The organism is Janthinobacterium goodfellowi, from assembly GCF_051380695.1.
Lineage (GTDB): Bacteria > Pseudomonadota > Gammaproteobacteria > Burkholderiales > Burkholderiaceae_D > Janthinobacterium.
Genome location: NZ_JBNYXN010000002.1, coordinates 729,399 through 754,511 on the forward strand (window position 1 = coordinate 729,399; position 25,113 = coordinate 754,511).

Sequence of the window (25,113 nt, forward strand, 5' to 3'; positions counted from 1 at the left end):
TATCTTGACACAGATGGCGGCTTGCCGCAAAATTCTTATGGAACGCCGTTCCATTTCCATTTTAAACACCACCTCAAGGATCACCATGCGTATCGCCATCATCGGCGCGGGCCTGGGCGGGCTGATGCTCGCCCGCGTGCTGCACGTCCACGGCATCGCCGCCACCGTGTATGAAGCGGATGCATCGCCGCAGGCGCGCCGTCAGGGCGGCATGCTCGATATCCACGAGGAAACGGGCCAGCAAGCGCTGCGCGCCGCCGGCCTGCACGACGCCTTCCGCGCCCTCATCCATGCGGGCGGCGAAGCGAGCCGCGTGCTCGACCAGCATGGCACGATCCTGCACGACGAGGGCGACGACGGCACGGGCGGCCGTCCCGAAGTGCCGCGCGGCGAACTGCGCCGCCTGCTGCTCGATGCCTTGCCTGACGGCTGCGTGCGCTGGGGCCACAAGCTGGCCAGCGCCGCAACACTGGGCGGCGGCCAGCATCTTTTGCACTTTGCGCATGGCGCCACGGTGACCAGCGAGCTGCTGGTGGGCGCGGACGGCGCCTGGTCCCGGGTGCGGCCGCTGCTCTCCAGCGCGCAGCCCGCCTACAGCGGCATTGCCTTCATTGAAACGTATCTGTTCGACAGCGACCGCCGCCATCCGGCCAGCGCGCAAGCCGTGGGCGCGGGCGCCCTGTTCGCGCTGGCGCCAGGCAAGGGCATCCAGGCCCACCGCGAAGCCGATGGCGTGCTGCATGCGTATGTGGCCTTGCGCAAGCCCGAAAGCTGGCTGGCCGGCATCGATTTTGCCGACCCGGCCGCCGCCCGGGCAGCCATCGCCGCCCAGTTTGCCGGCTGGGCGCCGGCGCTCACGGCCCTGATCACGGATGCGGACACGCCGCCCGTGCCCCGTCCCGTACACCTGCTGCCCGTCGACCACCGCTGGCAGCGCGTGGCGGGCGTGACCTTGCTGGGCGACGCGGCCCATTTGATGGCGCCGGCCGGCGAAGGCGCCAACCTGGCCATGCTGGACGGCGCCGAGCTGGCGCAGGCGCTCGCCGCGCAGCCAAGCGACATGGATGCAGCCCTGCTGGCCTATGAAACGGCGCTGTTTGCGCGCAGCGGCGCGGCCGCGGCGGAGTCCGAACGCATCCTGCGCCTGTGCTTTGACGACGACGCGCCGCATAGCCTGGTGCGGTTCTTCACGGGCATGCGGGACGCCGGCCCGGCACGCGCAGTGTGAAAGGCGGCGCCAAAGCCCCACGCCAGCGGCCTTTATCGGGGATAATACGTCTTTCCCCATTGCTAGCAGCCGCGCCACGATGAAATACCCTGCAGTCCTTCCCTTCCGCGACATCCTGCCGCGCCTGCATGAATTCGACGCCATCATCGACGTACGCAGCCCGTCCGAGTTCGCGGAAGACCACTTGCCGGGCGCCATCAACCTGCCCGTGCTCGACGACGAGCAGCGCGTGCGCGTCGGTATTTTATATAAACAGACCAGCGCTTTCGAGGCGAAGAAGCTGGGCGCGGCGCTGGTAGCAAAAAATATCGCGCGGCATATCGAAGACGGTTTCCTCGCTCATCCGCACGAATGGAAGCCGCTTGTCTACTGCTGGCGCGGCGGCAACCGCAGCGGCGCCATGGCGCACATCCTGGCGCGCATCGGCTGGCCCGTCACGCAGCTCGACGGCGGCTACAAGGATTACCGGCGCCACGTGAATGCCGAGCTGGCCACCCTGCCCGAGCGCTTCGACTTCATCAACGTGCTGTGCGGCCCCACGGGCAGCGGCAAGAGCCGCTTGCTGCAGGTGCTGGACAAGCAAGGCGCGCAGGTGATCGACCTGGAGCGATTGGCGGCGCACCGCGGCTCCGTGCTGGGCGGCTTGCCCGAGGCAGAGCAGCCGTCGCAAAAAGCGTTTGAAAGCGCGCTGTGGCAGCAGTTGCGCCAGTTCGACCCGGCGCTGCCCGTGTTCATCGAATCGGAAAGCAAGAAAGTGGGCCGCGTGCGCGTGCCCGACGCGCTGATGGACAAGATGCGCGCGGCCGCCTGCACGGACGTGCGGCTGGCCACGGACCAGCGCGTGCAATTGCTGATGCAAGACTATGAACATTTCGTCGGCGATCCGGCCCGCCTGAACGTGCAGCTGGCCCTGTTGACTCAGCTGCACGGCAAGGAGAAAATCGCCCATTGGCAGCAGCTGGCCACGGCGGGCCAGATGGCCGAGCTGGTGGAAGAGCTGCTGGTCCAGCATTACGACCCCGTCTACCGGCAATCGATCGCCCGCAACTTCAGCCGCTACGCCCAGGCGACGCCGCTGGTCTTGCCTGATATTTCAGAACATGCCTTTGAGCAAGCCGCGCGCGCATTATGTGCTATCGTCGGCGAACCCCGCACCGCCAGCGCCGCGTAAGCGCCGGCGCAGCTTTTAGTGACCTTTTTTCAGCAGGATGACGACCATGTCCGATAGCGCAGCAACATCCAATACACCCATCCGATTGACCGAATTTGCCCATGGTGGCGGCTGCGGCTGCAAGATTGCGCCCGGCGTGCTGGCCGACATCTTAAAGGGCAGCGGCGGCTTTCCCCTGCCGAAGGAATTGCTGGTCGGCATAGAAACCTCCGATGACGCGGCCGTCTACCAGCTCAACGACGAGCAGGCGCTGATCGCCACGACGGATTTCTTCATGCCCATCGTCGACGATCCGTTCGACTTCGGCCGCATCGCCGCCACCAACGCCATTTCCGACGTGTACGCCATGGGCGGCACGCCCATCATGGCCCTGGCCCTGGTCGGCATGCCGATCAACAAGCTGCCCGTGGAAACCATCGGCCTCATATTGAAGGGCGGCGAAACCATCTGCGCCCAGGCCGGCATCCCCATCGCGGGCGGCCACACCATCGATTCCGTCGAGCCGATCTACGGTCTCGTCGTGCTGGGCCTCGTCCACCCGTCGCAAGTGAAGCGCAACGCGGGCGCGCGCGCCGGCGACAAGCTGGTATTGGGCAAGCCGATCGGCGTGGGCATCCTGTCGGCCGCGCTGAAGAAGAATGCGCTCGATGCGGATGGCTACGCCTCGCTGATAGCCAACACCACCAAATTGAATACCCCGGGCAAGAAACTGGCCCTGCTCGACGGCGTGCATGCGCTGACGGACGTGACGGGCTTCGGCTTGCTGGGCCACACCCTGGAACTGGCGCGCGGCGCCAAGTTGCAGGCGCGTATCGCCATGGCTGACGTGCCGCTGCTGCCGCAAGTGCAGCAACTGGCGCAGAATGGCAACATCACGGGCGCCTCCGGCCGCAACTGGCAGGGTTACGGCGCGCAAGTGGCGCTGGCCGACAATTTAAGCGCCATCGACAAGGCGATCCTGACGGACCCGCAGACGGCCGGCCCCCTGCTGGTGGCCTGCGCGCCGGAAGCCGTCGAGCAAGTGCTGGCGATTTTCCGCGCCGAAGGCTTTGGCGACGCCGTCGTCATCGGCGAGATGCAGGATGGCAGTACCGGGGTTTCCGTAATCTAATGAATATTTTTTGCAAAGGCAGTCCCATGACCACGTTCTCCAACAAATTCCCCGCCATTCTGGCCACCGTCGCCGCCACCCTGGCCATCCACAGCGGCCTGGCGCAGGCGCAGCAAGTGTTGCGCGTGTCCGCCATCCCCGACGAAGCGCCGACGGAGTTGCAGCGCAAGTTCAAGCCGCTGGGCAGCTATCTGGAGAAAAAGCTGGGCATGAAGGTGGAATTTACGCCCGTCACCGATTACGCGGCGTCCGTGGAAGGCTTGATCAATCACAAGCTCGACATGGTCTGGTTCGGCGGTTTCACGTTTGTACAAGCCAACGTGCGCAGCGGCGGCAAGATCGTGCCGCTGGTGCAGCGCGAGGAAGACACGAAGTTCCGCTCCGTGTTCGTGACCACCAGCAAGGACATCAATCAATTGTCGGACCTGAAAGGCAAGAACTTCACGTTCGGCTCGGAATCGTCGACCTCGGGCCATTTGATGCCCCGTTACTACTTGCTGGCTGCCAAGATCAATCCGGACACGGACATGAAGCGCATCGCGTTTTCGGGCGCGCATGACGCCACCGTGGCGGCAGTGGCCGGCGGCAAGGTCGATGCGGGCACCTTGAACATTTCGGTTTGGGAAAAGCTGGTCGAAGCGAAAAAGGTCGACCCAAGCAAGGTGCGCGTGTTCTACACGACACCTGGCTACTACGATTACAACTGGAGCGTGCGTGCCGACATGAATCCCGTCGTGCGCAAGAAGCTGACGGATGCCTTCCTCGCGCTCGATGCTTCCACGCCGGAAGGCAAGGAAATCCTCGAACTGCAGCGCGCGACCAAATTCATCCCGACCAAGGCCGAGAACTACAAGGATATCGAAGCGGCCGCGCGCGACGCGAAGCTGTTGAAGTAATTGCTGAATCTGTCGGATTACGGCCTCCGGCCTAATCCGACCTACGCTGCCGTCGCATGGCGTAGGTCGGATTAGCGGCGCAGCCGCGTAATCCGACACACCAACGCCCCCATACCGAACATCGCATGACATTCCAACTTCACAAGGTCTGCATCCACCACGCGGGCGCCGCCGGCAATGCGCTGGCCCTGCGCGACGTGGACCTGGACGTGGCCCAGGGCGAACAGATCGCCCTGATCGGTCCCTCCGGCGCCGGCAAGACCAGCCTGCTGCACACGCTGGCTTGCGCGCTGCGCCCCGCATCGGGCACATTGCACATCCTTGGCACGTCGCCCTGGCAAGTCGGCAGCGGCGAACGCCACGCCTTGCGCGCTCGTTTATTCCTGGCGCCGCAAACGCCGCCGCTGCCGCCGCGCCAGCGCGTCGTCAACGCCGTGCTGGCGGGACGCTTGCCGCAATGGAGTTTGTGGACGGCGATGCGCTCGCTGCTGGCGCCCGTCGACCCGCGCGCCGCATGGGAAGCGCTCGGTAAATTCAACCTGCAGGATAAACTGTACGCCAGGGTCGACCGCCTCTCCGGCGGCGAACGCCAGCGCTGCGGCATGGCGCGCGCGCTCGTGTCGGATGCGCAAGTGTTCCTCGTCGACGAACCGCTGTCCGCGCTCGACCCCACGCTTGCCTTGCAAACGATCCATGTGCTGCAGGCGGAAGCGACTAAACGCAACGCCACCCTGATCTGCAGCCTGCACCAGGTCGAGATCGCGCGCGCCTGCTTTACGCGCATCGTCGCCCTGCGCGACGGCCAGATCGTCTTCGACTTGCCTGGCGCCGAGGTCAGCGACGCCATGATCGCCGAGCTGTACCGCAACAAGGCCGACGCCGCGCCCCAGTTCGAATCGGTGGAGGCGAACCTGGACGCCGCGAGGCCCCTTTGCTGAAGAGCGCCGACGCCGCCATGCCGCGCGACCCCGCCTGGCGCGGCCGCCTGACCGGGGCGGCCATCGTGCTGCTCGTGCTGTGGCCGATGCTGGTGCAAGCCGAGTTCAAGCCGTGGATACTCTGGGATACGCAAAGCCTGGCAGCCACCTGGCAATTCATCGCCAGCTTCGTGCCGCCCGCCCACTCGCTGGAATTTTTGCAGCTGGTGGCCATTTCCAGCTGGGAAACCATCGCCATGGCCACGGCCGGCATGGCGCTGGCCATGCTGGGCGCCATCCCCTTGACCCTGCTGGTGACGGAGCGTTTGTCGATCTCGCGCATCGGTTCCGGCCAGGTGTCGCCGCTGGCCGCCGCCGTGCGCCACGCAGTCCGTGCGCTGCTGGTGCTGCTGCGCAGCGTGCCGGAACTGGTCTGGGCATTATTGCTGGTGCGCATCGTCGGCCTGGGGCCGACGGCCGGCGTGATCGCCATCGCCCTCACCTATTGCGGCATGCTGGGCAAGGTGTATGCGGAAATCCTCGAATCGTCGGATGCGTCCGCCTGCAACGCCTTATTGCACAACGGCAGCGGCCGCCTGCAGGCCTTGCTGTACGGCGCCCTGCCCGAATCGGCTGCCGAACTCGTGTCATACACGATTTACCGCTGGGAATGCGCGATCCGCGGCTCCGTCGTCATGGGTTTTGTCGGCGCGGGCGGCCTGGGCCAGCGCATGGATGAATCGATGAAGATGATGGCAGGCAATGAATTGGCCACCATGCTGATGGTGTTCGTGCTGCTGGTGGCGGGCGCCGACGCCGTGTCCGCCATGCTGCGCCGGAGGCTGGCATGAAGGACGATACCTCCATGCTGCCGGTTTCCCCTCGCGTGCGCTGGTCCACCTGGGCCTTGCTGGCCGGTTTGCTGCTGCTGGTCATCGCCAGTTTCGCCACCCTGCCCCTGAAATGGGGAGAATTCTTCAGTGCCGACGCCGTGCGCACGACGGCCGACTTCCTGCACGGCTTCGCCCCGCCCGAGCTGTCCAGCCCCTTCCTGATGAAAGTGGGCATCGCCACGTTCGAGACCCTGGCCATGTCGGCCATCGGCACGGTGATCGCCGCTCTCCTGGGCGCGTTGCTGGCCCTGCCCGCCAGCGGGCGCTTCGGCAACGTGGCGCGCAATGCCACGCGCGGCGTCTTGAACGTGTTGCGCTCCATTCCCGAACTGGTGTGGGCGTCGATTTTGCTGATCGCCGCCGGCCTGGGCCCGTTCGCGGGCACCCTGGCCCTGGCCCTGCACACGGTGGGCGTGCTGGGCCGATTGTTTGCCGACGCCTTTGAAAATTGCCCGCCCTTGCCGGCCGCCACCTTGCGCATCAATGGCGCCCGCCCCGCCGTGGCTTTCCTGTACGCCACTTTGCCGCAGTGCGGGCCGCAGATGATGTCCTACACCTTGTACCGCTGGGAAAACAATATCCGCGCCGCCGCCATCCTCGGCGTCGTCGGCGCGGGCGGCCTGGGGCAGATGCTGAAATACCATCTGTCGCTGTTCCAGATGCAGAGCGCCGCCACCGTCATCGTCGCCATGCTGCTGATGGTGGCGGCCGTCGATGGCCTCAGCTACCTGCTGCGCCGCACCATGACCCGTTAATTTTCACTTTTCACAAGGAATGCCCATGTCAGGCTGGTGGACGATTATCTCGACGGAAACGCCGGAGCAAATGGCCGATATGACGAAAGTCAACAAGGAAGCGTTTCTCGCCAGCTGGGAAGCGGGCCTGTTCGGCGCGGACTGGATCGCGCAACTGTGCCAGCAAGGCAAGGCGACCCAGCTGACGTTCAACGGCTTCCCCAACCGCTACACGGCCTCGGCGGACGTCATCGCGCCCCTGCTGCTGGCGGGCATCGCCGAAGCGCAGGAAGGTGAATTTCCGCAAGATACGTTGACGGGCTGGCCTGGCAGCATCACCGTGCATCCGCAGCGCATCACCGCGTGCGAACCCGGGCAGCTGCTGACGATTGAAGTGTGGGACCAATCGTAAATGATGACCAGAGGCAAATGATTTACACTCGCAGCTGAAAAATATAGGAGGCCATGCATGGGATTGGCAATAACAGTCGGCGCTCTCGCCGACCTGCACGAAGAAGACCCGGAAGGTGCGCAATGGCTGCACGATTCCCTGGCGCAAGCGAACGCCCTGCTGCAAAAAGCGGGCTTGCCGCAGCATGGCGAACCGCTGGCCTTGCCGCAACTGCAGTCGCGCGCAGCGCTTGATGCCTTTCCGTACAGCTACCTGCATTATCTGCGCCGCGCGTATGCGCATGCGGTCCAGGATGGGCAATGGCGGGCCACGCCGCTGGCCGAAGGCGAGGATCCAAGCGAGGATCCACTGCTGGAAGCAGCGCAGGATGACCTGAATAGCCACCTGATCTGTCATTCCGATTGCGAAGGCTTTTATTTCCCCCTCGTCTTCGAGGACGTTATTTTTGCCGATGAGGAAAATGCACTGCTGGGCGGCATGCTCGGCTCCTCGTACAGCCTGCGCGCCGAACTGGTCACGGTGGCGCCCGCGCTGGGCATTTTCCTGCTCGGCGACGAGCTGAGCGATGAAGAGGCGGCGCGCATCAATGCGCGTATCGACGACGAAGACGGCCTCGAGCGCGAACTGATCGCCTGGCTGGCCGCGTACGAGGCATGCCGGCTCAGTATCGAACACAAGACGGCAATCGTCTTCAACTGAGCATGCTGCCGGCATGCTGGCAATAGGCCAGGCCAAGGCGCTACTGGCACTGTCAGGGCGCACATACAACACGGCCTGAGCAAAATTGCGGAAACGGCGGCAAACACGTCGACGACCCTGTTAATATTGCTAAATACTTAAATGACTGGCGCTGCCCCATGGACAAGCGCCAGGCCATTCAAGCATATGTGACGTATTTTCCTGCACAGCAGGCCACTCTTGCATAGGCTGTCAACACCATGAAAAAACCGCTACTGGGCGCCCTCGCCACGTGCTGTGCGCTGCACGCCAGCGCCGCCCCTGTCGAAGACTTTATCGGCACGTGGAAACTGGAACGCACCACCGTGCCGAATTATGTCGTCATCAAGCAGGAAGGCGAGCAGCTCGTCGCGCTGCGCTACGCACGCAATGTCGTCACCAACAAGATCACCGAGCGGCGCTTTCCCGCCACCTACGCGAACGGTGATGTCACCATCCAGGCCGGCGAGACCATCATCGAAGCGCGCAGCGTGAACGACGTGGCGACCGTCACGATGCTGGCGGAAGCGTACAAGAAGATTTCGTCCTCCACGGCCGCGCCGACCAGTTAAGGAATGTCGCAGATTTGAAGAATATGATTATTCGCCCCACCACCGCCGGCGACTGGCAAGCCCTGAAAGCGACGCGTCTGGCCGCCCTGCTCGACGCCCCCACGGCCTTCGGCGCCAGCCACGCCAGCGCGGCTGGCTTTTCCGATATGGACTGGCAACAACGGGCCGTCAGCACGCCGCAACGCACGTTTTTCCTTGCCTTCGATGGAGAGCAGCCGATCGGCCTGGCCGCGCAAGCGGTGGCCGCCGTTGGTGTATGCCACCTGATCGCCATGTGGGTACATCCCGACTATCGGGGCCTGGCCGTGGCGCAAGGACTGGTCGATGCCGTCAAACGCTGCGCCATGGACAACGGCCATCCTCGCCTGGTGCTCGACGTGGCCCCCGAGAACACCCGCGCGGCCGCGTTTTACCGGAAACAGGGCTTCGTCTTCTTGCCGGAATGGGAAGCGCTGGAAAGCCATCCGCATATCCAGGTGCAGAAGATGGAATGGCGGGCGGCGGCATGAGCCAACTCCGTTGGCACAGCCAAAAGATGAACCGTGCTTGACTGGATTTTTGACGCCATCGTCTGGATCGTTCGCCTGTTGATGTATGGTGTGTTAGGCACCGTCATTGAAAAGCTGTTCTATTGGCCGGGCTGGGCAATGCTGCGGCTACTCACGCTGGGGCGCTAACCGCCAGCAAAGGGGCGGCCCCACAATCGCTTTGCCGTTGCCCTGCTGGAAAGCGACGAGGCGGGCATGGCGATACCGCTGGGGGAAGGCAATATCTTCACCCTGCCCGTCGAACAGGGGCCGCTGTATGAGAAGGCCGAGCTGACCGTGAACCGCAAGGCGGGCTCGGTCAGGTGGATACCGTACGTCAGGAGCGCGGCGACCAGCGATACGCTGCGCCGCCTGGGCGACCTGCGGCTGGCGTGCGAGGTCCATTGGGCCATCGACAAGGACACCCTGCCTTTCGCCATGCGTACGGCGATGGGAGCGCTGGGCGGGCCGTGCAATTTCGTGTCGCAAAAGGGAACCTACAGCTTTTCGGAAGCGCGGCGCATCACGGCCGCGACGATCAGCTTCAACGGGAAAAGCGCGCCCGTGCCCTTCAACGGCGCGTCGTTCACGCCGCCGCTGCGGGAGCAGGACTGGAGCGATGACAGCGTGCTCGAACTGACGTTCGACAATGATTAGCCTGGCCGCCACGAAAAAATACGGGCATCATATTGAAAATGAGAAGCATCATATTCTTTGCAATCGTGATCGGCATCATGTCGCCTTCAATCGCCCGGACTGGCAAGACGGCCAATTGCGGTATCGATGATATCGAACAATGCATGGCATCGGACGGCGCATCGTTGGTTCGCGCCATCCAAAAAGAGTTGCCTGATGTATTACAAATTCCATCCGACGGCAAAGTTCCGGCATTCACGACAGTTGAAGTCAATTTAGCGGCATCCGAAACAGCGCTGTCCATGGCATTGGCGCGCGCGTGGAAACGAAGCTTTATAGAAAAAGGGGTGGATAACGCAAAGGGTGCGCTACTGGCCTGCCAGCGCGAGACTTCGCTGCTGCTGACCGTGCCATTTATGCGCAGCGAAGGCCAGCAGGCACACTGCTTCAGATTTTAAGGCCGTGCACCTTATCCACTGTCCTGGCATAGCGCGGCGACGACGCTTTCCCATTCGTTCGCCACCAGCCAGGTCAACAATTTCAGCAGTTATTTCACCCGCTGCTTTTCCAGCTTGCGCGCCAGCGTGCGCCGGTGCATGCCCAGTCGTCGCGCCGTTTCGGAAATATTGAAATCCGTCTCGGCCAGCATTTCGTGGATGCGTTCCCATTCCAGGGTCTTGATGTTGGTGGCGCGATTCGTCAGTTCGATGTCGGCGTTGCCGGCCACATGGCCGAAGGCCGCTTCGATGTCGTCCGTGTTCGACGGTTTCGCCAGGTATTGGCAGGCGCCCAGCTTGATCGCTTCGACGGCCGTGCCGATGCTGGCGTAGCCCGTCAGCACGACGATCAGCATTTCCGGGTCGTGCTGGTGCAGCATCTGCACGCAGGCCAGGCCCGAGGTATTGCCATTGAGCTTCAAATCGACGACGGCGTAGTCGGGGCAATGCTGCTCCAGCAAGGCGCTCGCCTCGTCGAAATTCGTGGCCAGAATGACCTGATAGCCGCGCCGTTCGAACGAGCGGCCCAGGGTGCGGGCAAACGCGGCATCGTCTTCCACGATCAGTAACAGACGGTCATCCTGCATGGTGGTCGCTTTCTCTTTCCAGTTTGATGGCCGCCAGCGGCAAGGCCAGGTGCACCACCGCCCCGCCCTGCACCCGGTTGCGCGCCGTTACCGTACCACCTAAAGTACGCGCGACATTCACCACCAGGAACAGGCCCAGGCCGCCGCCGGGCTTGCCCTTGCTGCTTTGATATGGTTTACCCAGGTGCGTCAGCATCGACGGCTCGAAGCCGGGGCCCGCATCGGTAACGACCAGGTGCAAGGCGTCCGCTTCGCGCGTCGCTTCAAAACGCAGCCATTCGGGCGACGCTTCCAGCGCATTGTCGAGCACATTGCAGATGGTTTGCTTCAGGGTCGAATCGAAGACGACGGGCACGTCGTGCTCGATGCGGTTATCGTACTCGAAATCCTGGATCGGGCGGCTGCTGCGCCACTCGTCGACCAGGTCGTTGAGGAAGGTATTGATCGTCGTTTTCACGGAAGATTCCCCGCGCGCCTCGCCCGCCGACAATAAGATGCCGCTGACGATGCTCTTGCAGCGCTGCAATTGCGCCTGCATTTCCGTGATTTCTTCCAGCAGTTCGCTGTTCTTGCTCAGTTCCGGCATGCGGCGCCAGTCGCCGAGGATGACGGACAGGGTTGCCAGCGGCGTGCCCAGCTCGTGCGCGGCACCCGAGGCCAGCAAGCCCATGCGGATGATATGCTCCTCTTCCGCCGCGCGTTGGCGCAAGTCAGCCACCTTGGCGTCGCCGGCCCGCTGGTTGCGGTTGATGCGCGTGATGAACACCACCAGCAAGGCGGCATTCAGGATGAAACAGATCAGCAAGCCCTGCACGTACAGGCTGGAAAAGCCGCGCTCGGGGTCGATCGGCAGGATCAAGGGGCCGGGCAGCAAGGCCAGGCCAGCCAGGCACAGGCTGGTGATGGCCACCATGATCCAGGTCGACCACACTTCCAGCAGCACGGCGCTGAGGATGACTTGCAATAAATACAGGAAGGAAAACGGGTTGCTGATGCCGCCGCTCAGGTAGAGCTGGGCCGTCAGCACGGTGACGTCGACCAGCAGGGCAAGAAACAGCGCCGTGTTGGAAACGGGCTGGCGTTCATGCCAGCGCAGCAGGCTGGCTAAGTTAAAAGCGATCAGGCAGGACAGCACTTCGAGCATGTAGGGCACGGGCAAGGCGATGCCCAGTCCCACGCCCACGCCGAAGATGGTGCTAATCTGGCCGATCACGGCCAGCCAGCGCAGCTGGATCAGCAGCTTCATGTTCTGGTGGCCGGCCGGATGTTCCATCTCGGCCGCCACCGCGCCGCGCTCTAGCACTTCGCGGTTGGGCAGGATTTCAATCCTGCCCGGCATGGTCGCTTTCCTGGCGATGGGCGTTGTCCGCCTTGCGCGCGCGGCGGCGTTTGTCTTCGCGCACGATCCACCACGTAATGCCGGCCACCATCAGGGCCAGCGCGAACCAGGTCAGCGCATATACGAGGTGGTTGTTGTGGAACGAGATCACGGTCAGGCCGCCGACGGGGGCGTCACTGGCCGTTTCCGATTTCTCTTTCGCATCGACGAAATATGGCGCCACGTTGCTTAGCATGTGCGAGGCGGCGATGGCGGCCACGTCGCGCGAATACCAGTGCTGCGTGGCAGGACTGTTTTCGCGCAGGAAACCGCCGCCCGTCTCGCTGATGCGCAGCAAGCCGTCGACCTCGACGATGCCGGCCGGCGTGCCGGCGCCGATGCTGGCGCGTTTCGGCACGAAGCCGCGGTTGATGAGCACGGTGCTGCCATCGGCCAGGCGCAATGGCGTGATTAACCAATAACCGCTGCCCAGTGCCGTCGTTGCCTGCACCAGGGTATTGAATAGGGGGAGATAAGTACCGGAGAGTCGCACATGGCGGTATTCATCCGTTTGCGGCGTGATGCTGGCCCAGGCTGCGGGTCCAGGTGCGTCCGTTGCGGGCGCATGTACGCGTTGTTCGACGCGCTCGATCAGGTCAAGCTTCCAGAACAGGCGCTTGACTTGCCAGGTTCCCAGGACACAGAAACCGGCAAACAAGATCCCCGCCAGCAAGGCCAGTGCATATCGCACAGCCATGCCGCGTGGGCCTGGCGCGGCATCTTGCGATGCGGCGCCAGGGGCGCGCCCGGTGTTGCTTGGGCGCGTATTACTCATCATGGAGCCGTTTTCGTATGCATGTACTCAGGCATCAGATCCGGCATCATGTTGTGGTTCATGTGGTACATGACCCACAGGGAACCGGCCATGGCGATGCCCACGATCATGATCGTGAAGATCAGCGCCATCATGTTCCAGCCGCCTTCGGACTTGGTGTTCATGTGCAGGAAGTACACCATGTGCACCACCACTTGAACCGCCGCGAACGCCAGCAGGACCAGACCCATGGTGCCCGAGTTGGTGATGGCTTTCGTCATCACCAGCCAGAACGGAATGGCCGTCAGGATCACCGACAGGATGAAACCGATCGCGTAGCTTTTCAGGCTGCCATGATCGTGGTGGTCATGGTGGTGGCTATCGCCGTGTGTGTGGTGGTCGCTCATGGCAGCACTCCCATCAGGTAGACAAAGGTGAAGACGCCGATCCAGATGACGTCCAGGAAGTGCCAGAACAGCGACAGGCACATCATGCGGCGGCCGTTTTCCGGGGTCAGGCCATGCTTGTTCAACTGGAACATCAGGGTCACGAGCCAGATCACGCCGAACGTCACGTGCAAGCCGTGGGTACCGACCAGGGCGAAGAACGACGACAGGAACGCGCTGCGCTGCGGACCGGCGCCTTCGTGGATCAGATGAATGAATTCATACATTTCCAGCGACAGGAAGGCCAGGCCGAACAGGCCCGTGATGCCCAGCCAGACCAGGGTGCTGCGCAATTGCTTGCGCTGCATGGTCAGCATGGCGAAGCCGTAGGTGATCGACGACAACAGCAGCATGGCCGTGTTGACGGCCACCAGCGGCAGGTCGAACAGCGCGGCGCCCGTCGGGCCGTCCGCGTAGCTGCGGCCGACCACGGCGTACGTGGCGAACAGACAGGCGAAGATCAGGCAATCGCTCATCAGGTAGAGCCAGAAACCGAGCAAACTGCCGTTTTCCGGGTGGTGCTCGCGCACAAAGTAGCTGCGCGTGCTTGGTGCGGCGCCAGCGGCGCCGGTGTTATGGGCGATGGTATCAGACATGGCTGCTCAGCAATTTAGTATAAGCGTCTTCGGTACGGACCACTTCTTCCGCAGGAATGTAGTAATCGCGCTTGTAGTTAAAGGTATGGACGATGATCGTAATCATCATGACCGCAAAGCCAATGCCGGCGACGAGCCACATTTGCCAGATCAGGCCAAAACCAACCAGTGCGGACAGTGCGGCGATCACGAAACCGGCCCAGGTGTTCTTCGGCATGTGGATCTTCGTGAAACCGGACGTCGGACGCTGGTAACCGTGTTTCTTCATGTCGGTCCATGCATCGAGTTCGTGCACTTGTGGCGTGAAGGCGAAATTATAGTCTGGCGGTGGCGACGACGTCGACCATTCCAGCGTACGGCCGCCCCATGGGTCGCCGGTGACGTCGCGCAGGGCGTGACGGTTGCGGAAACTCACATAGAACTGCATCAGCAGGGAACCGATGCCCAGCGCGATCGAGACGGCGCCAAACCAGGCGATGATGGTCCAGATTTGCAGCGATGGATCTTCAAAGTGGTTGACACGGCGGGTCACGCCCATCAGGCCCAGCACGTACAGCGGCATGAAGGCCAGGTAGAAGCCGACGAACCAGAACCAGAACGAGCACTTGCCCCAGAACGCGTCGAGCTTGTAGCCGAAGGCTTTCGGGTACCAGTAGTTGATCGCAGCAAATACACCGAACACCACGCCGCCGATAATCACGTTATGGAAGTGGGCGATCAGGAACAGGCTGTTATGCAGGACGAAGTCCGCTGGCGGTACGGCCAGCAAGACGCCGGTCATGCCGCCGATGGTGAAGGTGACCATGAAGCCGATCGTCCACAGCATGGGCAACTCAAAACGGATACGGCCGCGGTACATGGTAAACAGCCAGTTGAAGATCTTCGCGCCCGTCGGGATCGAAATGATCATCGTCGTGATGCCGAAGAAGGAGTTGACGCTGGCGCCCGAACCCATGGTGAAGAAGTGATGCAGCCATACCAGGTAGGACAGGATCATGATGACGCAAGTGGCGTACACCATCGAGGCGTAGCCGAACAAACGCTTGCTGCTGAACGTGGCGACCACTTCCGAGAACACGCCGAACAGCGGCAGGATCAGAATGTAGACTTCCGGGTGACCCCAGATCCAGATCAGGTTGACGTACATCATGGCGTTGCCGCCCAGTTCCGTCGTGAAGAAGTTAAAGCCGGCGACGCGGTCCAGCGACAGCATGGCCAATACAGCCGTCAGCACCGGGAAGGCGGCGACGATCAGGATGTTGGTGCACAGTGCGGTCCAGGTGAAGACAGGCATTTTCATCCAGGTCATGCCAGGCGCGCGCATCTTGACGATGGTGGCGATCAGGTTGACACCGGACAATAGCGTCCCGACCCCGGCAATCTGCAAGGACCAGATGTAATAGTCTACCCCCACGTCCGGACTGCCGACGATGCCCGACAGCGGCGGATAGGCGAGCCAGCCCGTGCGGGCGAATTCGCCGACGAACAGCGAAGCCATGACCAGGGCGGCGCCCATGGTGGTCATCCAGAAGCTGAAGTTGTTGAGGAATGGGAAAGCCACGTCGCGCGCGCCGATCTGCAGCGGCACCACGTAGTTCATCAGACCCGTCACGAAAGGCATCGCGACGAAGAAGATCATGATCACGCCGTGGGCGGTGAAGATCTGGTCGTAGTGATGCGGTGGCAGGAAGCCGGCATTGTCGCCAAAGGCGATCGCCTGCTGGGTACGCATCATGAGCGCGTCGGCAAAGCCGCGCAACAGCATGACCAGGCCCAGGATCATGTACATGATACCGATTTTTTTATGGTCGATACTGGTGATCCAGTCGCGCCACAGGGTACCCCAGACGCGGAAATACGTCAGTGCCGCAACGAGTGCGATACCGCCCAGGGCGACCATTGCAAAGGTCGCCAGCAGGATAGGTTCGTGAAATGGAATTGCATCCCAAGTCAGACGGCCGAATATAAGCTTCGTCAGATCAATATGGTCTAGCATTGTTACTCTCAGAGAAAAAAGGGAGGCGCCAGGCAAGCGGCGCCAGTATCTGCAGCGCAATGCGCTGCGGGATTCATGCAGTCGTTACTTGGCTTGAACGCCCTTTTCAACCACTGCATCGCTAGCGACTACTGCCGTTACGGCCGCTACCGGGCTTTTTGCCATCGTCAATTTGTATGGCTCGACCGGCGTCACGCACAGGGCGTCGGAAACGATGGTGCGGTTCAGAATTGCCTTGTACAGATCGCTAGGTACGGCGCTGTAGCGGCGCACCGGGTCGCGTTCGCTAGGCTGGGCCAGCGACAGGTAGTCGTCGCGGTTCAACGCGCCGCCACCGGCACGTGCCGATTCCACCCATTTGTCGAAGTCCGCATCATTGACGCCGTGGAACTTGAAGCGCATGCCCGAGAAACCGGCACCGCTGTAGTTCGCGGAGAAGCCTTTATAGACACCCGGCTTGTTGATGACGGCATTCAACTGCGTTTCCATGCCCGGCATGGCGTAGATCTGACCTGCCAGTGCGGGAATGAAGAACGAGTTCATGACGGACGACGCGGTGATCTTGAAGCGGATCGGACGATCGACGGGCGCGTACAGTTCATTCACGGAAGCGATGCCTTGCTCCGGGTAGATGAACAGCCATTTCCAGTCCATGGCCACGACTTCGACGATCATCGGCTTGTGGCTGGCGGGAATGGGACGGTTGGCGTCGATACGGCTCAATGGGCGGTATGGATCGAGGGTGTGGGTGCTGATCCAGGTCAGCAGGCCCAGCACGATGATGATCAACAGGGGCGCGCCCCAGATAATCAGCTCGAGGCGAGTCGAGTGGTCCCAGTCCGGCTCGTATTTGGCCGCGGTGTTGTTTTTTCTATAGCGCCATGCGAACAGCAGGGTCAGGGCGATTACCGGAACGATAATCAACAGCATCAGCAATGTCGAGATGACAATCAGATTGCCTTGCTGAACTGCGATGTCGCCAGACGGATTCAGTACCACCGTATTGCAACCAGCCAACAATGCGAGAGGTAAAAGAAGCAGTCCGCGACGAACTTTTAATGAAAACATACAGGAAAGTCCAGTACAGGGGATGAAGATATGGTACTGTATTCTTACTGGAGCGCACTGGCAATTGGACGTTTTGTCCTACCCCTTGCTCGGACTTTCACTTGGTAGACGAGGACTTTTCCTACAACTATCTAATGAATAGTCCTGCTCCGGGCGTGAGACACCCGGGGTAAGTTACGCGTTGGCCGAACTCGAAACGATATTGGAGACGATCATCATGTCCAGCACGCGCACACACAGCGGGGATGTACCCGCCGACTTTTCCCCCCACTCCCTGCGCGACGCACGCGGGGCCGGCACGGTCGAATCGCATATCGACCCCGGTGAGATCGCCGTCGGCGTGATCATCGGCCGCGCTTCCGAATACTTTGACTTCTTTGTTTACGCCATCGCCTCGGTGCTGGTGTTTCCGCGCGTCTTCTTCCCGTTCGAAGAACGCCTGGAAGGGACTTTATATGCGTTCCTGATTTTCTCGTTCGCCTTCATCGCCCGTCCGTTCGGCACCGTGATCTTCATGGAAATCCAGCGCCGCATGGGACGCAGCGCCAAGCTGACGTTCGCCCTCTTCCTCCTGGGCGTGTCGACGGCCGGCATCGCCTTCCTGCCGACCTACTCCCACCTGGGCTTTGCCGCCATCATCTGGCTGTCCGTGCTGCGCATCGGCCAGGGCGTCGCCCTGGGCGGTTCCTGGGATGGCTTGCCATCGCTGCTGGCCCTGAACGCGCCGGAAAACAAGCGCGGCTGGTACGCCATGCTGGGCCAGCTGGGCGCGCCCGCCGGCTTCCTGATCGCCGCCGGCCTGTTCTGGTTCATGCTGACCAACCTGACGGATGAAGATTTCCTCGACTGGGGCTGGCGCTATCCGTTCTATGTCGCGTTCGCCATCAACGTCGTGGCCCTGTTTGCCCGCTTGCGCCTGGTGTCGACGAATGAATATGCGCGCCTGCTCGACGAACGCGAACTGCAGCCCGTGAGCGTGTTTGAAATGAGCCGCGGCCAGGGCCGCAACGTGCTGATCGGCGCCCTGGCCGCGCTGGCCAGCTACGCCCTGTTCCACCTGGTCACCGTGTTCCCGCTGTCGTGGATTTCCGTCTACCAGACGCGTTCTGCCCCCGACTTCCTGCAAATCCAGATGGTCGGCGCCGTGCTGGCCGCCGTCGGCGTGGTGATTTCCGGCTTGCTGGCCGATAAAGTGGGCCGCCGCACTACCCTGGGCGTGCTGGCCGTGCTGATCGCCATCTTCAGCGCCTTCGTGCCGACCCTGATGGGCGGCGGCAATACGGGCCAGGACGTGTTCATCCTCGTGGGCTTCAGCCTGCTGGGCCTGTCCTACGGCCAGGCTGCCGGCGCCGTGACGGCCAACTTCCCTGCCCGCTTCCGCTACACGGGCGCGGCCCTGACGTCCGACCTGGCCTGGCTGGTCGGTGCCGGCTTCGCCCCGCTGGTGGCGCTGGGCCTGTCGGCCAACTTCGGCCTCGCCTATGTCAGCTTCTACCTGCTGTCGGGCGCCGTCGCCTCGCTGGCCGCGCTGAGCCTGAACCGGGCGCTGGAAATCCGCGACTGACATATATATATACAGGCAAATCGGGCGGCAGCGCGCTGCCACCCGACGATACCCAAGAAACGCCGGCACCGTCCGGCGTTTTTTTATGCCCCGGACCGGCTTACTGTATCGCCAGTTGCCGCCCGCCCGTCCCCTCTTTCTTCGGCAAGTCCAGCAGCAGCACGCCATTTTCATAGCGCGCCTGTGCGCCGGCCTCGTCCACCTCGTGCGGCAGCACGAAGCTGCGGTATTGCTGACCATACTCGCGTTCGCTGCGCACGGTCTTGCCGCCGCCGTCGCGCGTCACCCTTTCATCCTTGAGTTCGGCACTGATGGAGACGCGGTTGCCATCGATGGAAACCTTGATATCGTCCTTGTTGACGCCTGGAATGTCTGCCTGCACCTGATAGGCTTGCTCGGTTTCGGAAATGTCGACACGCATGCGTGACGACCCCACATCGCGCAAGCGCAAGGCGGGTGCGAAAAAGTCATGCATGAAATCTTCCATATCGCTGAACGGGTCGAAACGTGCCAGCGGGTTTTGCGGATCGCGACGCATCAATTGATTGGCCATGATGTCCTCCTGCATGGGTTGGTTGGCACACGGCGGTCGTCGCAGGGACGCCGCCACCTCCTGCATCTTAGGATGCAAACCGCGTATCTCTTTGATCTGCCTCAATCGCGGCCAGCTTGATTTTCCCTCTGCTTTGATCTGTGCGCTACCCCGCTTTGCACGGGCTTGCGAGTCGGCAATTGACCGCAAGGCTGTTATGCTAGCGCACGCTATGCTTGGTCACCAGAAACCTTGCATTTCAATTAAAATTGACTTTTTCGCGACAGCCTTACACGGACATGATGAATACCAAGACCCCGATCGACTCCTTCAGCTTTCGCCGCATCCTCGCCCGCAACGTCACCTTGCCGCTGGTTATCGGGGTCGTCACGGCCCTCGTCTTTGTCGGCCTGATCGCCTACCTGCTCTCGGCCCTGCGCTCGGTCGAGCATTCCGAACGGGTGATCGGCAACGCCAACGAGGTCATGAAGCTGTCCGTCGACCTGGAAACAGGCATGCGCGGCTACCTGCTGACGGGCGATGAAACGTTTTTGGCGCCGTATAAATCGGGCAAGGCTAAGATCGCCGTGGAAATGAGCACCCTGCTTGAACTCGTATCCGACAGCTCCATCCAGGTGGACCGGCTGCGCCGCATCCGCGCGCTGCAAAGCCAGTGGATGGAGTACGCGGAAGCCGTGATCGCCCAGCGCCGCAACAACCAGGAATTCCTCGCGCGCGTGCGCCAGGGCGAAGGCAAGCTGGAATTCGACGAAATCCGCCGCGAATTCCTCACCTTCCTGTCCATGGAACAGCGCTTGCGCCAGGAGCGGGCCGACTCGGCCGAGGGCCGCACCATGCTGGCCGTGGTGGTATTCCTGATCCTCAGCCTGGGCATGTCCGGCTTGCTCGCCTACCTGGGACGTCGCGAATTGCTGCGCCTGTCCGATATCTATAACGATGCGCTCGAGCAGCGCGGCAAGGACAACGACGTGTTGCAGGAGCAAGCGTGGCTGCGCACGGGACAGACGGAACTGGCCGCCCACACGAGCGGCCAGCTGGGCCTGCCGCAGCTGGGACGGCACGTGCTGGACTTCCTGGCGCACCGCCTCGACGTGGCCGTCGCCACCCTGTACGTGGTCGACGAGGATGGCAGCCTGCGCCGCACGGCCGTGTACGGTTTCAACGAGCAGGGCGTGAAGGAAAAACAGGTGTTCAAGCTGGGCGAAGGCCTGGTGGGCGAGACGGCGCGCGAAAAGCGCCTCAAGCACGTGCAGCAAGTGCCCGAGAATTATCTGACCGTGACGTCGAGCCTGGGCAGCGGCGCGCCGCTGGAACTGGTGTTGGTGCCCGTCAACAATGAAGGCCTCGTCAACGGCGTCATCGAGCTGGGCTTTACACATCCCGTCAGCGCCCGCGCCAAGGAATGGCTGAACCTGATTGGCAGCAATATCGGCACGTCGCTGGAAGCGGCCCTGTACCGCCAGCGCCTGCAAAATGTCCTGGAAGAAACGCAGCAATTGAATGAAGAACTGGAAGTGCAGCAGGAAGAGCTGCGCACGGCCAATGAAGAGCTGGGCGAGCAGTCGCGCGTGCTGGAACAGTCGCAAGCCCACCTGGAAGAGCAAAAGGCGGCGCTGGAACAGTCGAACGAGCAGCTGGCCGTGCAGGCGCTGTCGCTGGACCAGAAGAACATGGCGATCAGCCAGGCGCACGCCCAGCTGGAAGCGCGCGCGGAAGAACTGCAGCGGGCCAGCCGCTACAAATCCGAATTCCTGGCGAATATGTCGCATGAGCTGCGCACGCCGCTGAACAGCTCGCTCATCCTGTCGAAGCTGCTGTCGGACAACAGCAGCGGCAACCTGACGCCGGAACAAGTGACGTTTGCGCAAACCATTTATTCGGCCGGCAACGACCTGTTGACCCTCATCAACGACATCCTCGACATTTCCAAGGTCGAGGCGGGCAAGCTGGAATTGACGCCGGACGCCGTGCCTTTCGACGAGCTGCTCAGCAGCATGAAAATGCTGTTCGGCGCCCAGGCGCAGCAAAAGAAACTGGTGTTTGACGTCAAGGTGGCGCCGGATACGCCGCCATCCTTCGTCAGCGACCGCCAGCGCCTGGAGCAGATCCTGAAAAACCTGCTGTCGAACGCCATCAAGTTTACCGATGCGGGCACGGTGTCCCTGCACGTGAGCGCCGATGCGGCCGGCCAAGTGCGCTTCCAGGTGCAGGATTCGGGCATCGGCATCGCCGACGACCAGCAGCACAAGATTTTCGACGCCTTCCACCAGGCCGACGGCACCACCAGCCGCCGCTATGGCGGCACGGGCCTGGGCCTGTCGATCTCGCGCGACCTGGCCGCCTTGCTGGGCGGCAGCATCGAACTGGCCAGCACGCCAGGCCAGGGCAGCACGTTTACCTTGGTGCTGCCGGCCGTCATGCCGGAACGGGCGGTGGAAGCGGCGGCAGTGCCCCACGCCGCGCCGCAAGCGCCCGCCAAAGCCGCAGCCGCCGCGCCGAAGGCGGCCCCCGCCGCCAAGCCCGTGCCGCTGCCCACGTTCCAGGATGACCGCGATAGCGTGCCCCCGGCCAAGACGGGCCAGCGTTCCGTGCTGGTGATCGAGGATGAGCCGTCGTTTGCCGGCATCCTGTTCGACCTCGCGCATGAAATGCAATACCGCTGTCTGGTGGCGCACGGCGCCGACGAAGGCTTGCGCCTGGCCGAAGAATTCCTGCCCGACGCCATCCTGCTCGACATGGGCTTGCCGGACCGCCCGGGCTTGCTGGTCTTGCAGCAATTGAAGGAAAACCCGCTGACGCGCCACATTCCCGTGCACATCGTCTCCGGCAACGACCAGATACAGGAAGCCATGCAGCTGGGCGCCATCGGCTACGCCACCAAGCCGCGCACGCGCGAGCAGCTGAAGGAAGTGTTCCGCAAGCTCGAATCGAAATTCACGCAGCAGATGAAGCGCATCCTGCTGGTCGAGGACGACGAACGCCAGCGCGAAAGCGTGGTGCACCTGATCAGCGACAACGACGTGGAAATCACGGCCGTCGCGTTGGGCGAACAGGCGCTGGAATTGCTGAAGACACAGATTTTCGACTGCATGATCATCGACTTGAAGCTGCCCGATATCCAGGGCAACGAATTGCTCGAACGCATGGAGCATGAAGAGCTGTGCTCGTTCCCGCCCGTCATCGTCTACACGGGCCGCAACCTGAGCCGCGAGGAAGAAGCGGACCTGATGAAGTATTCGCGCTCGATCATCATCAAGGGCGCCCGCTCGCCCGAACGCCTGCTCGACGAAGTGACCCTCTTCCTGCACAAGGTGGAATCGGAGCTGTCGAGCGAGCGCCAGGGCATGCTGCAGCAGGTGCGCAGCCGCGAGCGCGTGTTTGAAGGACGCAAGATCTTGCTGGTGGATGACGACGTGCGCAACATCTTTGCCCTGACGAATGCGCTGGAACAGAAAGGCGTGGTGGTGGAAATTGGCCGCAACGGCTTCGAAGCCATCAGCAAGCTCAACAGCGTGGACGATATCGACCTGGTGCTGATGGACGTCATGATGCCGGGCATGGATGGCCTGGAAGCGACGCGCCTGATCCGCGCCGATGGCCGCTACAACAAGCTGCCCATCATTGCGATTACGGCCAAGGCCATGAAGAATGACCAGGAAGAATGCCTGCAGGCGGGCGCGTCCGATTACCTGGCCAAGCCGATCGACCTGGACCGTCTGTATTCGCTGCTGCGCGTGTGGATGCCGAAGATGGAACGCATCTGATGCCACGCCACCCGATGGACAGCCGCTGATGTCCCCGCGCTACACGGACGCGCAACTGCAAGCGCTGATGGAAGCGATCTATCAGCGCTACAGTTACGACTTTCGCGACTATTCCCTGCCCTCGCAGCGCCGGCGCCTGAACCAGGCGCTGGAGCGCTTCCATTGCGCCGACTTGCCTGCCTTGCAGCAGATGGTGCTGGACGACGGGACCGCCTTTGGCAGGCTGCTGCAGATTTTGACCGTGCCCGTCACGCAAATGTTCCGCGACCCGGCCTTTTTCCTCGCCTTGCGCGAGCACGTCGTGCCCGTGCTGAAAACCTACCCGTCGCCGACCATCTGGGTGGCCGGCTGCTGCACGGGCGAAGAAGCGCTGTCGCTGGCCATCGTGCTGCACGAGGAAGGCTTGCTCGAACGCAGCACGATCTACGCCACGGACATCAATCCGCAAGCGCTGGCCACGGCCGCGCGCGGCGTGTATCCGCTGCACCGGCTCGAGGACTATGGCGCCAACTACGTGGCCGCGGGCGGCCTGGGCCGGCTGGCCGAGTACTACACGGTCGAGCATGCCACGGCGCGTTTCCAGCAGCGCCTGCTCGACAGGATCAATTTTGCCGACCACAGCCTGTCCACGGACAGCGTTTTTATCGAAACGCAATTGATTTGCTGCCGTAACGTGCTGATTTACTTCAACAAAACCTTGCAGGAGCGGGCCCTGGGCCTGTTCCACGACTCGCTGTGCCACCGGGGTTTCCTCGGCCTGGGCAGCAAGGAAAGCACGCATTTCACGCGCTTTGCCGCCGACTTCGAACCCTTGCCGGGTCCCGAAAAGCTCTACCGCAAGCGTGCGCCGTCGCACGCCGCTTCCCATTACGCTGGACGGCACATGCCAGGAATGAAACATGATGAATGAAATAAGCACCAAACTCTTGATCGTCGACGACTTGCCCGAAAACTTGCGCGCGCTCAATGCGCTGATCCGCGAGAGCGACCGCAGCGTCTACCAGGCATCGTCGGGCGAAGAAGCGCTGGCCTTGCTGCTGGAACACGATTTCGCGCTGGCCATCCTCGACGTGCAAATGCCGGAAATGGATGGCTTTGAGCTGGCGCAACTGATGCGCGGCACGGAAAAGACGCGCCACATCCCCATCGTCTTCGTCACGGCGGCCGGCAAGGAAATGAATTTCGCCTTCCAGGGCTATGAAAGCGGCGCCGTCGACTTCCTGCACAAGCCGCTCGACATCAATGCCGTGCAAAGCAAGGTCAACGTTTTTGTTGCCCTGCACCAGCAGCGCAGCGAGACGCGGCGCCAGGTGCAGGCGCTCGAGCACAGCCGCCAGCAGCAGGAAGCATTGCTGAAAGAATTGCGCGCCACCCAGGCGGAACTGCAGCGCTCGCTACGCCTGCGCGACGAATTCATGTCCATGGTGGCGCACGAGCTGCGCACGCCGCTGAACACGTTGTTCCTGGAAACGCAGATGCGCACCGTCAACCTCGAGCGGGGCAACCTGGCCGCCTTCGAACCGGAAAAGCTGGGCAAGATGGTGGCGCGCGACGGGCGGCAGATCCGCAGCATGGTGCGCCTGATTGACGACATGCTCGACGTGTCGCGCATCACCAGCGGCAAGCTGTCGATCCGCCGCGAAGCGGTCGACCTGACCAGCCTGGTGCGCCGCGTGGCCGACGACCTGGGCCCGTACGCGGCCGCCACGGGCAGCGTGCTGGAAGTGCTGGCCTTCGAACCCATCCAGGGGTACTGGGATGCCTTCCGCGTCGAGCAGATCGTTGTCAACCTGATCAGCAATGCCGTGCGTTACGGCCAGGGCCAGCCCGTCGAAATCAGCCTGGCGCACACGCAGAACAGCGCCGTCATCGAAGTGCGCGACCATGGCATCGGCATCAATGCGCGCGACCAGGAACGCATCTTCGACGCCTTCGAGCGCGTCATGCACCAGGACCGCACGGGCGGCCTGGGCCTGGGCCTGTTTATCACCAAGCAACTGGTCGATGCGCATGGCGGCGCCATCACCCTGCAAAGCCAGCCCGGCAACGGCGCCCTGTTCAGCGTCACCCTGCCGCTGGCCGGCAGCTGAGGCCCG

26 protein-coding genes are annotated in these 25,113 nt (G+C 62.5%); 18 read left to right on the forward strand and 8 right to left on the reverse strand.

Features of this window, described 5'->3' with window-relative positions:
• The first annotated feature begins 85 nt into the window (after positions 1-85).
• From ACQ4WQ_RS11300 to ACQ4WQ_RS11365, 14 genes are all read left to right on the forward strand, one after another.
• A complete protein-coding gene (locus ACQ4WQ_RS11300; RefSeq protein WP_436497057.1) occupies positions 86-1,228 on the forward strand; it encodes an FAD-dependent oxidoreductase in 1,143 nt (380 codons plus the stop codon).
• A gap of 79 nt (positions 1,229-1,307) precedes the next feature.
• Positions 1,308-2,399, forward strand: a complete 1,092-nt coding sequence (gene mnmH / locus ACQ4WQ_RS11305) for a tRNA 2-selenouridine(34) synthase MnmH (RefSeq protein WP_436497059.1) — start codon at positions 1,308-1,310, stop codon at positions 2,397-2,399.
• A 46-nt stretch (positions 2,400-2,445) separates the two neighbouring features.
• Positions 2,446-3,510 carry a selenide, water dikinase SelD gene (gene selD / locus ACQ4WQ_RS11310; RefSeq protein WP_436497061.1) on the forward strand — a complete coding sequence of 355 codons (1,065 nt, stop codon included), beginning with the start codon at positions 2,446-2,448 and terminating at the stop codon, positions 3,508-3,510.
• A 26-nt stretch (positions 3,511-3,536) separates the two neighbouring features.
• Positions 3,537-4,406 carry a putative selenate ABC transporter substrate-binding protein gene (locus tag ACQ4WQ_RS11315; RefSeq protein ID WP_436497063.1) on the forward strand — a complete coding sequence of 290 codons (870 nt, stop codon included), beginning with the start codon at positions 3,537-3,539 and terminating at the stop codon, positions 4,404-4,406.
• Between the two features lie 125 nt (positions 4,407-4,531).
• The gene (locus ACQ4WQ_RS11320) at positions 4,532-5,344 is read left to right on the forward strand and encodes a phosphonate ABC transporter ATP-binding protein (RefSeq protein WP_436497065.1); all 813 of its coding nucleotides are present in this window, start codon (positions 4,532-4,534) and stop codon (positions 5,342-5,344) included.
• A gap of 17 nt (positions 5,345-5,361) precedes the next feature.
• Positions 5,362-6,174 carry a PhnE/PtxC family ABC transporter permease gene (locus ACQ4WQ_RS11325; protein ID WP_436497411.1) on the forward strand — a complete coding sequence of 271 codons (813 nt, stop codon included), beginning with the start codon at positions 5,362-5,364 and terminating at the stop codon, positions 6,172-6,174.
• A complete protein-coding gene (gene phnE / locus ACQ4WQ_RS11330; protein ID WP_436497067.1) occupies positions 6,171-6,971 on the forward strand; it encodes a phosphonate ABC transporter, permease protein PhnE in 801 nt (266 codons plus the stop codon). The genes ACQ4WQ_RS11325 and phnE overlap by 4 nt, the downstream gene beginning before the upstream one ends.
• A gap of 25 nt (positions 6,972-6,996) precedes the next feature.
• Complete coding sequence (locus ACQ4WQ_RS11335) at positions 6,997-7,362, forward strand: hypothetical protein (protein WP_436497069.1); 366 nt, start codon at positions 6,997-6,999, stop codon at positions 7,360-7,362.
• A 57-nt stretch (positions 7,363-7,419) separates the two neighbouring features.
• Complete coding sequence (locus ACQ4WQ_RS11340) at positions 7,420-8,061, forward strand: putative DNA-mimic protein (RefSeq protein WP_436497071.1); 642 nt, start codon at positions 7,420-7,422, stop codon at positions 8,059-8,061.
• 239 nt (positions 8,062-8,300) lie between these two features.
• On the forward strand, positions 8,301-8,651 hold the full coding sequence (locus ACQ4WQ_RS11345; protein WP_436497073.1) for a hypothetical protein: 351 nt from the start codon (positions 8,301-8,303) through the stop codon (positions 8,649-8,651).
• Positions 8,652-8,674: 23 nt separating this feature from the next.
• A complete protein-coding gene (locus ACQ4WQ_RS11350; protein WP_436497075.1) occupies positions 8,675-9,160 on the forward strand; it encodes a GNAT family N-acetyltransferase in 486 nt (161 codons plus the stop codon).
• 33 nt (positions 9,161-9,193) lie between these two features.
• Complete coding sequence (locus ACQ4WQ_RS11355) at positions 9,194-9,328, forward strand: hypothetical protein (RefSeq protein ID WP_436497077.1); 135 nt, start codon at positions 9,194-9,196, stop codon at positions 9,326-9,328.
• 66 nt (positions 9,329-9,394) lie between these two features.
• Positions 9,395-9,835 carry a hypothetical protein gene (locus ACQ4WQ_RS11360; RefSeq protein WP_436497079.1) on the forward strand — a complete coding sequence of 147 codons (441 nt, stop codon included), beginning with the start codon at positions 9,395-9,397 and terminating at the stop codon, positions 9,833-9,835.
• Between the two features lie 38 nt (positions 9,836-9,873).
• Positions 9,874-10,272 carry a hypothetical protein gene (locus ACQ4WQ_RS11365; protein WP_436497081.1) on the forward strand — a complete coding sequence of 133 codons (399 nt, stop codon included), beginning with the start codon at positions 9,874-9,876 and terminating at the stop codon, positions 10,270-10,272.
• Positions 10,273-10,361: 89 nt separating this feature from the next.
• Here the strand turns inward: ACQ4WQ_RS11365 and ACQ4WQ_RS11370 are convergent, their stop codons facing one another.
• The 7 genes from ACQ4WQ_RS11370 to cyoA form a co-directional block, all read right to left on the reverse strand.
• Positions 10,362-10,898 (reverse strand): response regulator transcription factor, encoded by a 537-nt coding sequence (locus ACQ4WQ_RS11370; RefSeq protein WP_034788474.1) that lies wholly within the window; start codon positions 10,896-10,898, stop codon positions 10,362-10,364.
• Positions 10,888-12,237, reverse strand: a complete 1,350-nt coding sequence (locus tag ACQ4WQ_RS11375; RefSeq protein WP_436497083.1) for an ATP-binding protein — start codon at positions 12,235-12,237, stop codon at positions 10,888-10,890. Before ACQ4WQ_RS11375 ends, ACQ4WQ_RS11370 begins: the two co-directional genes overlap by 11 nt.
• Positions 12,221-13,054, reverse strand: coding sequence for an SURF1 family protein (locus tag ACQ4WQ_RS11380; protein WP_436497085.1), 834 nt, complete (start codon positions 13,052-13,054; stop codon positions 12,221-12,223). The genes ACQ4WQ_RS11375 and ACQ4WQ_RS11380 overlap by 17 nt, the downstream gene beginning before the upstream one ends.
• Positions 13,051-13,437 (reverse strand): cytochrome o ubiquinol oxidase subunit IV, encoded by a 387-nt coding sequence (gene cyoD / locus ACQ4WQ_RS11385; RefSeq protein WP_071323579.1) that lies wholly within the window; start codon positions 13,435-13,437, stop codon positions 13,051-13,053. Before cyoD ends, ACQ4WQ_RS11380 begins: the two co-directional genes overlap by 4 nt.
• Positions 13,434-14,072, reverse strand: coding sequence for a cytochrome o ubiquinol oxidase subunit III (gene cyoC, locus ACQ4WQ_RS11390; RefSeq protein WP_086144570.1), 639 nt, complete (start codon positions 14,070-14,072; stop codon positions 13,434-13,436). Before cyoC ends, cyoD begins: the two co-directional genes overlap by 4 nt.
• Positions 14,065-16,068, reverse strand: coding sequence for a cytochrome o ubiquinol oxidase subunit I (cyoB, locus tag ACQ4WQ_RS11395; RefSeq protein ID WP_326457402.1), 2,004 nt, complete (start codon positions 16,066-16,068; stop codon positions 14,065-14,067). Before cyoB ends, cyoC begins: the two co-directional genes overlap by 8 nt.
• Before the next feature lie 84 nt (positions 16,069-16,152).
• Positions 16,153-17,136 (reverse strand): ubiquinol oxidase subunit II, encoded by a 984-nt coding sequence (gene cyoA, locus ACQ4WQ_RS11400; RefSeq protein ID WP_326457403.1) that lies wholly within the window; start codon positions 17,134-17,136, stop codon positions 16,153-16,155.
• A gap of 217 nt (positions 17,137-17,353) precedes the next feature.
• Between cyoA and ACQ4WQ_RS11405 the strand changes: the two genes are divergently transcribed.
• Complete coding sequence (locus ACQ4WQ_RS11405; protein WP_326457404.1) at positions 17,354-18,700, forward strand: MFS transporter; 1,347 nt, start codon at positions 17,354-17,356, stop codon at positions 18,698-18,700.
• 100 nt (positions 18,701-18,800) lie between these two features.
• Here ACQ4WQ_RS11405 and ACQ4WQ_RS11410 read toward each other — a convergent pair whose 3' ends face one another.
• Positions 18,801-19,253 (reverse strand): Hsp20/alpha crystallin family protein, encoded by a 453-nt coding sequence (locus tag ACQ4WQ_RS11410; protein WP_326457405.1) that lies wholly within the window; start codon positions 19,251-19,253, stop codon positions 18,801-18,803.
• A 281-nt stretch (positions 19,254-19,534) separates the two neighbouring features.
• On the opposite strand from ACQ4WQ_RS11410, the gene ACQ4WQ_RS11415 reads away from it, so the two are divergent.
• Genes ACQ4WQ_RS11415 through ACQ4WQ_RS11425 form a run of 3 tightly spaced genes read left to right on the forward strand, consistent with a single transcriptional unit; the run spans position 19,535 to position 25,107 of the window.
• Positions 19,535-23,017 carry a response regulator gene (locus tag ACQ4WQ_RS11415; RefSeq protein ID WP_436497413.1) on the forward strand — a complete coding sequence of 1,161 codons (3,483 nt, stop codon included), beginning with the start codon at positions 19,535-19,537 and terminating at the stop codon, positions 23,015-23,017.
• A gap of 28 nt (positions 23,018-23,045) precedes the next feature.
• Entirely contained in the window at positions 23,046-23,927 is an 882-nt protein-coding gene (locus ACQ4WQ_RS11420; protein WP_436497089.1) for a CheR family methyltransferase, read from the forward strand.
• Entirely contained in the window at positions 23,917-25,107 is a 1,191-nt protein-coding gene (locus ACQ4WQ_RS11425) for a hybrid sensor histidine kinase/response regulator (RefSeq protein WP_436497091.1), read from the forward strand. Before ACQ4WQ_RS11420 ends, ACQ4WQ_RS11425 begins: the two co-directional genes overlap by 11 nt.
• Positions 25,108-25,113: the final 6 nt, after the last annotated feature.

Excerpts from the sequence above, each read along its gene's own strand:
- ACQ4WQ_RS11320 (WP_436497065.1), top strand. The coding sequence starts at position 4,532 with ATGACATTCCAACTTCACAAGGTCTGCATCCACCACGCGGGCGCCGCC.
- cyoB (WP_326457402.1), bottom strand. The coding sequence starts at position 16,068 with ATGCTAGACCATATTGATCTGACGAAGCTTATATTCGGCCGTCTGACT.
- ACQ4WQ_RS11360 (WP_436497079.1), top strand. The coding sequence starts at position 9,395 with ATGGCGATACCGCTGGGGGAAGGCAATATCTTCACCCTGCCCGTCGAA.
- ACQ4WQ_RS11350 (WP_436497075.1), top strand. The coding sequence starts at position 8,675 with ATGATTATTCGCCCCACCACCGCCGGCGACTGGCAAGCCCTGAAAGCG.
- ACQ4WQ_RS11415 (WP_436497413.1), top strand. The coding sequence starts at position 19,535 with ATGAATACCAAGACCCCGATCGACTCCTTCAGCTTTCGCCGCATCCTC.
- ACQ4WQ_RS11410 (WP_326457405.1), bottom strand. The coding sequence starts at position 19,253 with ATGGCCAATCAATTGATGCGTCGCGATCCGCAAAACCCGCTGGCACGT.
- ACQ4WQ_RS11370 (WP_034788474.1), bottom strand. The coding sequence starts at position 10,898 with ATGCAGGATGACCGTCTGTTACTGATCGTGGAAGACGATGCCGCGTTT.
- ACQ4WQ_RS11325 (WP_436497411.1), top strand. The coding sequence starts at position 5,362 with ATGCCGCGCGACCCCGCCTGGCGCGGCCGCCTGACCGGGGCGGCCATC.
- mnmH (WP_436497059.1), top strand. The coding sequence starts at position 1,308 with ATGAAATACCCTGCAGTCCTTCCCTTCCGCGACATCCTGCCGCGCCTG.
- cyoA (WP_326457403.1), bottom strand. The coding sequence starts at position 17,136 with ATGTTTTCATTAAAAGTTCGTCGCGGACTGCTTCTTTTACCTCTCGCA.
- ACQ4WQ_RS11420 (WP_436497089.1), top strand. The coding sequence starts at position 23,046 with ATGTCCCCGCGCTACACGGACGCGCAACTGCAAGCGCTGATGGAAGCG.
- ACQ4WQ_RS11335 (WP_436497069.1), top strand. The coding sequence starts at position 6,997 with ATGTCAGGCTGGTGGACGATTATCTCGACGGAAACGCCGGAGCAAATG.
- ACQ4WQ_RS11300 (WP_436497057.1), top strand. The coding sequence starts at position 86 with ATGCGTATCGCCATCATCGGCGCGGGCCTGGGCGGGCTGATGCTCGCC.
- phnE (WP_436497067.1), top strand. The coding sequence starts at position 6,171 with ATGAAGGACGATACCTCCATGCTGCCGGTTTCCCCTCGCGTGCGCTGG.
- ACQ4WQ_RS11380 (WP_436497085.1), bottom strand. The coding sequence starts at position 13,054 with ATGATGAGTAATACGCGCCCAAGCAACACCGGGCGCGCCCCTGGCGCC.
- ACQ4WQ_RS11365 (WP_436497081.1), top strand. The coding sequence starts at position 9,874 with ATGAGAAGCATCATATTCTTTGCAATCGTGATCGGCATCATGTCGCCT.
- cyoC (WP_086144570.1), bottom strand. The coding sequence starts at position 14,072 with ATGTCTGATACCATCGCCCATAACACCGGCGCCGCTGGCGCCGCACCA.
- ACQ4WQ_RS11425 (WP_436497091.1), top strand. The coding sequence starts at position 23,917 with ATGATGAATGAAATAAGCACCAAACTCTTGATCGTCGACGACTTGCCC.
- selD (WP_436497061.1), top strand. The coding sequence starts at position 2,446 with ATGTCCGATAGCGCAGCAACATCCAATACACCCATCCGATTGACCGAA.
- ACQ4WQ_RS11375 (WP_436497083.1), bottom strand. The coding sequence starts at position 12,237 with ATGCCGGGCAGGATTGAAATCCTGCCCAACCGCGAAGTGCTAGAGCGC.
- ACQ4WQ_RS11315 (WP_436497063.1), top strand. The coding sequence starts at position 3,537 with ATGACCACGTTCTCCAACAAATTCCCCGCCATTCTGGCCACCGTCGCC.
- cyoD (WP_071323579.1), bottom strand. The coding sequence starts at position 13,437 with ATGAGCGACCACCACACACACGGCGATAGCCACCACCATGACCACCAC.
- ACQ4WQ_RS11345 (WP_436497073.1), top strand. The coding sequence starts at position 8,301 with ATGAAAAAACCGCTACTGGGCGCCCTCGCCACGTGCTGTGCGCTGCAC.
- ACQ4WQ_RS11340 (WP_436497071.1), top strand. The coding sequence starts at position 7,420 with ATGGGATTGGCAATAACAGTCGGCGCTCTCGCCGACCTGCACGAAGAA.
- ACQ4WQ_RS11405 (WP_326457404.1), top strand. The coding sequence starts at position 17,354 with ATGTCCAGCACGCGCACACACAGCGGGGATGTACCCGCCGACTTTTCC.